This window comes from Flavobacteriales bacterium, from assembly GCA_021296215.1.
GTDB lineage: Bacteria > Bacteroidota > Bacteroidia > Flavobacteriales > ECT2AJA-044 > ECT2AJA-044.
The window spans coordinates 18,131-28,153 of record JAGWBA010000027.1 but is presented as its reverse complement, the minus strand read 5'-3'; the positions used below and the strand labels follow the sequence as shown (position 1 = coordinate 28,153).

General features: G+C 48.8%; 10 protein-coding genes and 1 tRNA gene. 7 read left to right on the top strand and 4 right to left on the bottom strand.

What is annotated here, in order from left to right:
• Nucleotides 1-489: 489 nt before the first annotated feature.
• Nucleotides 490-1,086, top strand: coding sequence for a hypothetical protein (locus J4F31_06155; GenBank protein MCE2496144.1), 597 nt, complete (start codon nt 490-492; stop codon nt 1,084-1,086).
• A gap of 96 nt (nt 1,087-1,182) precedes the next feature.
• On the opposite strand, the gene J4F31_06150 is transcribed toward J4F31_06155, so the two are convergent.
• Nucleotides 1,183-1,266, bottom strand: a tRNA-Leu gene (locus J4F31_06150).
• Between the two features lie 169 nt (nt 1,267-1,435).
• Here J4F31_06150 and J4F31_06145 point away from each other — a divergent pair.
• From J4F31_06145 to pth, 3 genes are read left to right on the top strand one after another with little or no spacing between them, the layout of a single operon-like run.
• Nucleotides 1,436-2,368, top strand: a complete 933-nt coding sequence (locus J4F31_06145; GenBank protein MCE2496143.1) for a ribose-phosphate pyrophosphokinase — start codon at nt 1,436-1,438, stop codon at nt 2,366-2,368.
• A gap of 23 nt (nt 2,369-2,391) precedes the next feature.
• A complete protein-coding gene (locus tag J4F31_06140) occupies nt 2,392-3,039 on the top strand; it encodes a 50S ribosomal protein L25 (protein MCE2496142.1) in 648 nt (215 codons plus the stop codon).
• Between the two features lie 2 nt (nt 3,040-3,041).
• A complete protein-coding gene (pth, locus tag J4F31_06135; protein MCE2496141.1) occupies nt 3,042-3,608 on the top strand; it encodes an aminoacyl-tRNA hydrolase in 567 nt (188 codons plus the stop codon).
• Nucleotides 3,609-3,655: 47 nt separating this feature from the next.
• On the opposite strand, the gene glmS is transcribed toward pth, so the two are convergent.
• The 3 genes from glmS to J4F31_06120 are packed head-to-tail and all read right to left on the bottom strand — an operon-like array spanning nt 3,656 to nt 7,654.
• The gene (gene glmS / locus J4F31_06130) at nt 3,656-5,500 is read right to left on the bottom strand and encodes a glutamine--fructose-6-phosphate transaminase (isomerizing) (protein ID MCE2496140.1); all 1,845 of its coding nucleotides are present in this window, start codon (nt 5,498-5,500) and stop codon (nt 3,656-3,658) included.
• A gap of 5 nt (nt 5,501-5,505) precedes the next feature.
• Entirely contained in the window at nt 5,506-6,801 is a 1,296-nt protein-coding gene (locus tag J4F31_06125) for a DUF4270 domain-containing protein (GenBank protein ID MCE2496139.1), read from the bottom strand.
• A 34-nt stretch (nt 6,802-6,835) separates the two neighbouring features.
• Nucleotides 6,836-7,654 carry a glycogen/starch synthase gene (locus J4F31_06120; protein MCE2496138.1) on the bottom strand — a complete coding sequence of 273 codons (819 nt, stop codon included), beginning with the start codon at nt 7,652-7,654 and terminating at the stop codon, nt 6,836-6,838.
• 105 nt (nt 7,655-7,759) lie between these two features.
• On the opposite strand from J4F31_06120, the gene panC reads away from it, so the two are divergent.
• The 3 genes from panC to J4F31_06105 are packed head-to-tail and all read left to right on the top strand — an operon-like array spanning nt 7,760 to nt 10,022.
• Nucleotides 7,760-8,608 carry a pantoate--beta-alanine ligase gene (gene panC, locus J4F31_06115; GenBank protein ID MCE2496137.1) on the top strand — a complete coding sequence of 283 codons (849 nt, stop codon included), beginning with the start codon at nt 7,760-7,762 and terminating at the stop codon, nt 8,606-8,608.
• Between the two features lie 23 nt (nt 8,609-8,631).
• On the top strand, nt 8,632-8,982 hold the full coding sequence (locus J4F31_06110) for an aspartate 1-decarboxylase (protein ID MCE2496136.1): 351 nt from the start codon (nt 8,632-8,634) through the stop codon (nt 8,980-8,982).
• Nucleotides 8,983-8,990: 8 nt separating this feature from the next.
• The gene (locus J4F31_06105; GenBank protein MCE2496135.1) at nt 8,991-10,022 is read left to right on the top strand and encodes a flippase-like domain-containing protein; all 1,032 of its coding nucleotides are present in this window, start codon (nt 8,991-8,993) and stop codon (nt 10,020-10,022) included.
• The last annotated feature ends 1 nt before the right edge of the window (nt 10,023 follow it).

Here is a 10,023-nt window from a genome sequence, read left to right as displayed (position 1 = left end):
ATTGGGGTAGTGAAAGAGCTAAACTCCTGACTTTCAACAGGTGTTTAGTGCGTCAAAAAACGTTTTGGACGGGTGTGGTGTGAATTCCTGAACTGGAAATAGCCCTAGAATATCAGGGAGCCCAGCATGACAAGCCAATCGACTATTTCGGTGGTCAAGCTGCCCACGCAAAGACTATTGAGAGGGACGAAAGAAAAAGAAAGCTTGCTGAGAAGAATGGAGTCGAATTAATTGAGGTACGGCCCAGCTACAGTATTGAAAATTTAATCAACATTATCAATGACATTAGAAAACGGAGACTACCTTGAAAGAACTCATGTTGGTTTTATTCGCTCATATATTCCAGTATATGAATCTACATGGAAGCGATATATTTGTCATAACGGTGCAGGAATGATGCCTGAAATCAAGAAGTTAAACTAGGAAGAAAGAAACCGAAGAATTCAAATTGCTCAGAGCCATTATACATGTCTAAAGAGCCTTATTTGTATGAACCACATTGCAAATGAAAAAGATCCTGGTGAATACTTGGACGTCTTGAACGACTTCATTTCTTTTCATGCCAACGGAGGTCGAATAAGGGATAGCATAATCAATATATACTTACAATTTGGCTTGGCGGAGAAAACTAAATTAGATGAAAACGTATACCGAATTGAATGTTCAGATGAGCATGTCAAGAAGCTAAAGGGTATTTTTGAAGCCAGAAATATAATTCTTCACGGCTGCAAGATTTCCATAGCCTTTAAAAAAGGATTCACGAAAGTCGCAACCCCAAGAAAAGGGGAAGACAGGCATGGGTATGGTAAAAACGAACCTTGGGAAAACCTCAAGGATGATGATTTCCAACTTATGAAGGATTACCTAACTGAAACATTTACTGAAGTCCTGAACGGACTTATATCGTGTCTTCAAGACATAAAAGACAGGGTTTACAAATTATGCGACGATTTAGACATTAACGTTGCCGTAATGATGTCTAAGAAGGAGAGAGTCACTTTTTTTGAAGGAAGGGTCTTAGAACCTTCTTTCTTGGATATTGATGCTTCGAGCACACATTTAATCACTTCAGGCTCTACAGAATAGTACTGAAAAACCTCCCGTTTATCACAATACTATCGCGCAGTAACAAAAATTGTTCCGTAACTTGTTATAAGCCAGGAAGCTATCTTTTTTTGCTTGTACCCGGGGCGGGAATCGAACCCGCACTCTGTTGCCAGAACTGGATTTTGAATCCAGCGCGTCTACCAATTCCGCCACCCGGGCAAATTGGGAAGGCGAAAGTACCACCATTTCCGAAATACACCAAAGCCGATGTGTAAATTTTTAGCTAATGGCCTGAGAAATATGCGATAAGGTTTCAATAATATTCTTAAATTTGCAGCCCTCTAAGGGGAATTGGCACTCATTACCTAACCTAAAGTATCGCTCCAACATGGCTTCGAAAGTGAAGATTTTCTCGGGTAAAGCTTCTAAAGTTTTGGGAGAACGAATTGCGGACGAGTACGGTGTAGAATTGGGTAATGTCGTCACCTCGGAGTTCAGCGACGGCGAATTTCAGCCGAGTTTCGAGGATTCAGTACGGGGCGACAAGGTCTTCCTTGTCAACAGTACGAATCTGCCCACGGAAAACCTGATGGAGTTGTTGCTGATGATCGATGCCGCTAAGCGCGCTTCTGCTAAGCAGATCGTTGCGGTGATGCCTTACTTTGGTTGGGCTCGGCAAGATCGAAAGGATAAGCCACGTGTACCCATAGGTGCAAAAATGGTAGCCAACTTGTTGACTGCCGCTGGTGCCACGCGCATCATCACCATGGACCTCCACGCGGACCAAATCCAAGGGTTCTTTGAAGTTCCGGTAGACCACCTCTTCGCATCGGCGATCTTTTTGCCGTATTTGGAGAGTTTGGAGTTGGAGAATCTCACCATGGCCTCGCCTGATATGGGTGGATCCAAGCGTGCGAATTCCTATGCCAAGTACCTCAATTCCGAGGTAGTGATCTGCTACAAACAACGACTGAAGGCCAATGTCATTGAAAAAATGACGGTCATTGGTGAAGTGAAGAATCGCGACATCGTATTGGTAGATGACATCATCGACACCGCCGGTACGTTGACCAAAGCGGCCGATCTCATGATGGAACAGGAAGCGCGAAGTGTTCGTGCTGTATGTACCCATCCCGTGCTCTCAGGCAATGCCTACGAGCGCATCGAGAATTCGGCTTTGGAAGAGTTGATCGTGACCGACACCATCCCGTTGCGTCAGCAAACGGCTAAGATTCGCGTAGTGAGTGTTGCGCCTCTCTTTGCCAATGTGTTCAAACGGGTCAGCAAGCATAAATCAATTAGTTCGCACTTTATCGTATAAGCACTCAAAAAGAAAAAGCGAAAATGGAAGTAGTATCAATCAGCGGTAAACTGCGCGAAGAGATTGGCAAGAAAGACGCCAAGAGGCTGCGCCGTGAAGAAATGGTACCCTGTGTGGTATACGGCGGTGAAAAGAATATTCACTTTTTCACCGACAGCCGCAATTTCAAAAACCTGATCTATACGGCCGATGCCCACTTGGTAGAGCTGGATATTGATGGAAAAAAGGTATCTGCCGTGTTGAAAGCAACCCAATACCACCCGGTAACGGATGAGCTTATGCATGCCGACTTCATGCAGGTATTCGATGACAAAGAGGTGATCATGCAGATTCCCGTGCACTTGCACGGAAGCGCCATTGGTGTTCGTATCGGTGGTAGATTGCGTCACGCTCAGCGTCGTCTGCGCGTAAAAGCTCTTCCAGCTAACTTACCTAGCGCCATCAACATCGACATTTCTGAAATGCGCATCGGCCACACCAAAACGGTTGCCGAAGTAGGTGAAGGAATGCCATTCGAGATCTTGAACGCGGATCGTTCAGTTGTTGTAGCCGTATTGACCGCTCGTAAAGCTATCCTCGACGAGGAAGAAGACGAAGAGGGTGAAGAAAGCGAAGAAGGAGGAGGAGCTGAAGGCGAAAACGCCGAAGCTACTGCCGAAGCAGCTGAATAAGCGTGAAAAAGAGTCTCGTAGTAGGACTTGGAAATATTGGGGCGGAGTACGCGAATACCCGTCACAACATCGGATTTCAAATACTGGATGCACTCGCAGAGTCATCCAGTATTTCTTTTTCTGCCGATCGCTATGGCGATCGGGCCGAGTTCAAATGGAAAGGACGGCCGTTCGTGCTCATCAAGCCGAGCACATACATGAATCTCAGCGGTAAGGCCGTAAATTACTGGTTACAAAAAGAGAAGGTTTCGACCAACCAACTACTGGTGGTGACCGACGATATCGCCCTTCCATTTGGCAAGTTACGCCTCAAGGGAAAAGGCTCCGATGGAGGTCATAATGGGCTCAAGAATATCCAGCAAACCCTGGGCAACCCAAACTATCCCAGATTGCGCTTTGGTGTCGGAAACGAATTCTCAAATGGCCGACAAGTGGATTATGTGCTTGGCGAATGGACCGGTGAAGAAAAGAAAGATTTGAAGGCTCGAATAGAGCTCGCGACCGAATTGATCAAGTCGTTTGGGACGGCCGGACTCCAACGTACCATGAACGATTTCAATAACCGCTGAGATCATTTATCGTGCCGTAGGCACACCCCTTAAAACTTACGGGCGGCTTACTCGACCGTTACCGATTTCGCCAGATTTCGGGGCTGGTCCACGTTGCAACCGCGCATTACGGCGATGTGGTAGCTCAGCAATTGCAGCGGAATGGTCGCTAGCAACGGGCTAAAGGCCTCTTCTGTGTCCGGAATTTCGATAACGTGCTCGCAGAGACTTTCGACCTGCCCGTCTTTGCCGTTGACGATGGCCAAAATTCGTCCGTTTCGCGCTTTCACTTCCTGCATGTTGCTCAGGACTTTCTCGTAATGTCCGCGGCGCGGTGCGATGAATATGACCGGCATATCGCGATCGATCAAGGCGATAGGTCCGTGCTTCATTTCGGCAGCCGGGTATCCCTCGGCGTGGATATAGCTGATTTCTTTAAGCTTCAGAGCTCCTTCGAGCGCGACCGGGAAGTTGTAGCCTCGTCCCAGGTAAAGCGCGTTATTTGCGTCCTTGTACATAGAGGCGATGTGCTGAATGTGCGCATCTTCTTTGAGTAACTGCTCAACGAGGTTCGGAATACGATCGAGCTCCCATATAAGCTCACGGAATCGGCTTTCGGACAGCACCCCTCGACGGCGGCCCAACTCCAGTGCGATGAGCGTCAACACGGTAACCTGAGCCGTAAAGGCTTTGGTCGATGCGACTCCGATCTCCGGACCCGCATGGGTATACGCTCCGGCATCGGTCTCATGAGCGATCGAACTTCCCACGACGTTGCAAACGCCAAAAATGGTGGCCCCCTTGCTCTTTGCCAAACGAATGGCTGCAAGCGTGTCGGCCGTTTCCCCCGATTGAGATACGGCGATCACTACGTCGTTCTCCGTGATCACCGGATTCCGGTATCTGAATTCGCTCGCATATTCCACCTCAACGGGCATACGCGCGATATCCTCGAATAGATATTCGGCGACCAAGCCGGCGTGCCAACTGGTTCCACATCCAATGATGATGATTCGGTGAGCATTCAAGAACTTACTTTCGTATTCCCGAATTCCGCTCATATTTATAATTCCTTCCTCGGGAAGCAAGCGGCCTCTGAGCGTATCCCGAATACTTCGCGGTTGCTCGTAGATCTCCTTCAGCATAAAGTGATCGAAACCACCTTTCTCGATCATTTCGAGACTCATCTGAAGCTCTTGTACGTACGGATCTATGATTTCGCTCGAATGGATCTTTGAAACCAAGAGGTTTCCATCGCGGCGAACAACCGCCATCTCATCTTCGTCGAGATATACTGCGTTGTTGGTATATTCGAGGAATGGGGTAGCATCGGAAGCAATGAAAAATTCGTTCTCTCCGATTCCGATCACCAACGAGCTCCCTTTTCGAGCACAAACGATGGTGTCGTCATCATCTTTGCTCATAACTACGATGGCGTAAGCCCCAATAACTTGCTGAAGAGCCAATCGAACGGCTTCTTCAAAACTTACGCCTGCGGCGCGATAGGCATCGTCGATCAAATTCACGAGTACCTCGGTGTCGGTTTCGCTCTTGAAGGTGTATCCGCGCTTCTCCAACTCCGATTTCAATGAATCAAAATTCTCGATGACCCCATTGTGTACCAATGCCAGATTTTCGTTTTCGCTAAAGTGCGGGTGCGAGTTGTTGTCAGAGGGCGGCCCGTGCGTTGCCCAACGGGTATGACCCATCCCCATACTTCCGGATACGTCGTTATCGCCAATGAGGTTTTCGAGCTCACTAACCTTGCCCTTCTTCTTGTACATGACAAAGGCGTCATCGTTCAGCAGGGCCACGCCGGCACTATCGTATCCGCGGTATTCTAATCTTTTGAGACCGTCAATAACGATCTTGCAGGCCTCGCGATGCCCCAAATATCCCACAATACCACACATTGGCCTTAGGGTTTAGTGTATGTCAGAATCAATTTCATTCGGTTCTCCTCAAATAACTCCGGATCAGAACCGTTCAACACAGCGCGATTCGCTCTAATGGCATTTCCGGAAACAACGAGCACCAACGGTTCGTTTGGCGCATCTCCGTTGATCACGGAATGAACATGTCGAGCGATGTTAAAGGTATACTTATTCTCGGAAGAATTGAACCCTCCCATAAAATGATCATTCCCTTGAGCTTGATCCAAGATGGTTTGGGTATCCCCGTTGCTGTCGAGCCGCAACAACACCATGTTACCCGCCTCTTCCCAAACAGCATTACTGCCGGGAACAATAGGAAACTCGATCAAGGCCTGATTAATGACTAAGGTACAGTCGCGCAAGTTTTCGAGTCCCGGGATCCTAATGGCCGTTCGCATCCCGTTCAATCCTTGAACGTACAATTCCTTTTCGCCGTATCCGGTCGTATCAACGGGTTTTACACTTAGCTGAGTACTGCTGTAATCGTGATAGAATCGGTTCGATCGCTGAGCATTGCTGTTAAAGGTCAGGCTGTAGCTCAAACTATCTAGTTCATCGTCGTGATAATAGATGGTCATGCGCGTGGCCGAACTCGGCATGTCGAGATAGAACATCTCGGACGATACGTTCGAGGTAATGTGCAGGCCCTTGAAGTACTCACTGAAATTCGCATTGTTCAAAAGTTCATCTTCCGTACCGTTGAGGATATACTGACCCACCGAAGCCGGTAATCGCAGCTCCATGGTGTCGGGCCTTTCTTCTCCGGACGACAGTGTATCGGTCAAACCGGGTACGAACAAGGTGTCGAGCAACGGAATGGGGTTGTAATCAAAACTTCGGTTCGAGAAATAGAAAGTATCGGCCGTACTTTCCATTTTTTCGTTCATTTCGTAAATCGTAATCCCCAGAGCATTTGGTTCATCGGCAGGACCGTACATCCCGGGATCGTCGAATTTGATGAACAACTTGACCGAATCGCATATCGGGTTGTTGTCGAACAATACATTATTGCTCGGCAAACGAACCTGAGTAAAGAAATCCGCCTTGGTGAAACCAAAAACGGGGTCGTTCATTTGCCCCAACGGCGATCGGAACAGGGTCGACGTTGCCGTCAGGTCATCGGGAAGTCGATAGGCGGTCAACCTAAGCGTATCGGTCTTTCCGATATTCAACCGATCATCGGGCGGCTGAATATCCACCCCGATGCTGGTAACGTCCTTTTCACAAGAAAGAAGCCCCACCAAAACGGCGAGGCCAGCGATTTTTGCAATGCGCTTCATGTTCCAATAACTCAATGGAAATGCCTTTAGTATGTTAGGCCACGGTTTCTTCTACGGAGATCTCTTGGTAGAAACCTTCGTAGGCCGCTGAACGCTCTTCGTCGTTTACGAAGTCGAGCATCGGCAAACCTTTACTCTCGGCATGCGCCTTGAGATCGGCATTTACTTCTTCAGTTCCCATCGTCACCGCATCGCTGTGGTCGATAGCGAGCTTGTTCAAGTTCACGAAGTCCGGCGTAGCAATGGACTCAACGCACTTCTCTCCTTCGTTCAACTTGATCTTTTTGGCCATATCTTCGCTCAAAGACCCTTTGAAGTCGTTGTCGTACAAGGTGTACACCAACTTGCTGTCCTCAAAAATGGGGTCGTCCGAGTAATTTTTCTTCAGATAAACCGGCAACATGGACGTCATCCAGCCATGGGCGTGAATAACGTCGGGCTTCCAACCCAGCTTTTTCACGATCTCCAATACGCCGCGGCAGAAGAACAAGCTGCGCTCGTCGTTGTCGGCAAAAAGCTCTCCCTTATCATCGGTCAATGTCGCCTTGCGCTTGAAGTACTCTTCATTGTCGATGAAGTACACCTGAATGCGCGAGGTCGGAATGCTCGCTACCTTGATGATCAAGGGCTGATCCATGTCATTCACGATCAAATTCATCCCCGAAAGGCGAATAACTTCGTGCAATTGATGGCGACGCTCGTTGATGCAACCAAAACGCGGCATAAAAATGCGCACTTCGTGGCCGGCATCGTTCATTAAGGTTGGTAGGTCTTGAGAGAGTTTAGAAATTGGTGAATCGGGTAGGTAGGGGGTTATTTCTTGCGAAACGTAGAGGATTCTCTTCTTTTCCATAATCCGCTTTAATCTTGTCAATACAGAAGATGCGAAAGTACGCAAAATTTGCCGTTTTATCAAGGTAATGGCTATGTTTGCTTCCTTAATGCACCCTGTATTGCTATGGAATCATTCCACCGTGCTGCAGATCTTCGGGCCCGATTGGATCACGCCCTCGCGGGCGGATGTAGGATCGGGTTTGTCCCAACCATGGGTGCGTTACACGCTGGTCACCTCCGGTTAATTGAACGAGCCGCACAGGAGAATTCATTTACTGTGGTTTCGATCTACGTGAACCCCACTCAATTCAACAACCCCAGCGACCTCCGCACTTACCCGCGTCAACCCGAAAAAGACCTCGCATTGCTCCGCAGCGTCGGATGTGATGCCGTGTGGTTTCCGTCCGATGACGAAATGTACCCCGAAGGAGTGAGCTCAGGAAATTTCGATCTCGGAGTACTCGATAAAGTCATTGAAGGCCACCACCGACCAGGACATTTTCAAGGAGTGGCGACCGTTGTCGACGCCCTTTTTAGAACTGTCCGGCCACACGCCGCTTACTTCGGCGAAAAGGACTTTCAACAAGTAGCCGTGATTCGACGTATGGTAGAGGTAACCGGACACGATGTGGAGATCATCGCTTGCCCGACCGTTCGCGAATCGGACGGACTCGCACTTAGTTCGCGAAATCTGCGCCTATCTCCGGACGAACGCCCCAAAGCCACCATGCTCTCGAAAGCCCTCTTCTATTTGCGCGATCAAGGCATTCACGAATCCCTCCCGAACGCTTTACTCGAAGCCAGGGACATCATCGCTCAAGAACCCGAAATCGACCTCGAGTATCTTGAGGTCGTGAACCCGGTGACCTTTGAACGGTTAATAGAATGGCCCGCCCAAACAGAAGTACGCGCCTGTATTTCAGCACATTTGGGTGATGTTCGCCTAATTGATAATGTTGGCATTATTGCGTAATTTTGCGGCGCAAACAGAACACTATGCTTATCGAGGTTTGTAAATCGAAGATCCACAGGGTCAAGATCACCGATGCTGACCTGCACTACATTGGCAGTATCACCATTGACGAGGATCTTATGGAAGCCGCGAACCTGATCGAAGGTGAAAAGGTCCAAATCGTCAACATCAATAATGGCGAGCGACTCGAAACCTACGTCATCAAAGGAAAACGCGGATCCGGAGAAGTCTGTATGAACGGTCCGGCCGCACGCCGAGTGCAAGCAGGAGACATCGTGATCATCATTGCGTACGCCCAAATGGACTTCGAAGAGGCCAAATCCTTCAAACCGGCTATTGTATTTCCCAACGAGGAAACCAACCGACTTAACTGATACAGCAGGTGAATAAACGGCTGTCCAAGATCATACGTACCCTCGTCGTACTCATTATTACAGGGGTTCTCATCTTCTTTGCCTTTAGGGATATCGACACGAGCGAACTCGTGCACGACTTGTCAGAAGCCAATTACGCCTGGGTGCTTTGGACCGTTTTTCTGGGCTGGTTAGCCTATGTCGCCCGCGGACTCCGTTGGCTCATCCTCATCGATACTATGGGCTATAAAGCAATGGCTTGGCACAGTATTCACGCAGTTACCATCGGCTATTTCACGAACTTATTTATTCCACGCGCAGGCGAAATCGCCCGTTGCACTTCCTTGAGTCAAGTCGAAGATATCCCGGTCGACAAACTCATCGGTACGGTCATCGTTGAACGCGTGATCGACTTCATTTTTCTCGGCATGTTCGTCCTGGCCGCCCTCGCGATTCAGTTCGACAACATCATGGGTTTCTTTACCGCAATATCAGAGGCTCGCGCGAGCTCGGACGGCTCGGGAAGTTCCACCCTACTCTACGTCCTCGGCGGAGGCTTTGCCGTAGCCGTGATCATTCTTTTCCTCTTCAGAAAACACATCCTCGAACTCCCTATATTCCTTAAAGTACGGGCCTTCTTGCTTGGCGTGTTCGACGGCATGAAGACCGTGTACAAAATGAAAAGGAAAGGGGCGTTTATCGCCTATACCCTACTCATTTGGCTCACCTATTTCGGTATGATCTACTTCAACTTCTTCTCACTCTCTAAATTCGACCTGCTAACCATAGGAGACGGGGTAACCATGACGGTCATCGGTGGGTTGGGTATGGTGGTGCCCTCACAAGGTGGAATTGGAAGCTACCACCTGGCCGTGGCGTACGGTATGACCGTACTCGGCTCAGCCTACGGACTCGAAAATATCTTCAACTATCAGAGCGGCCTTACCTACGCTACGCTCGTTCACAGTAGCCAAACGCTCATGTCGCTATTCACGGGCTCCATTGCCCTTTTTGCCCTATATTTAGCTCGAACCAGAAAGAAACGGTCCGAAGCCAATTGAT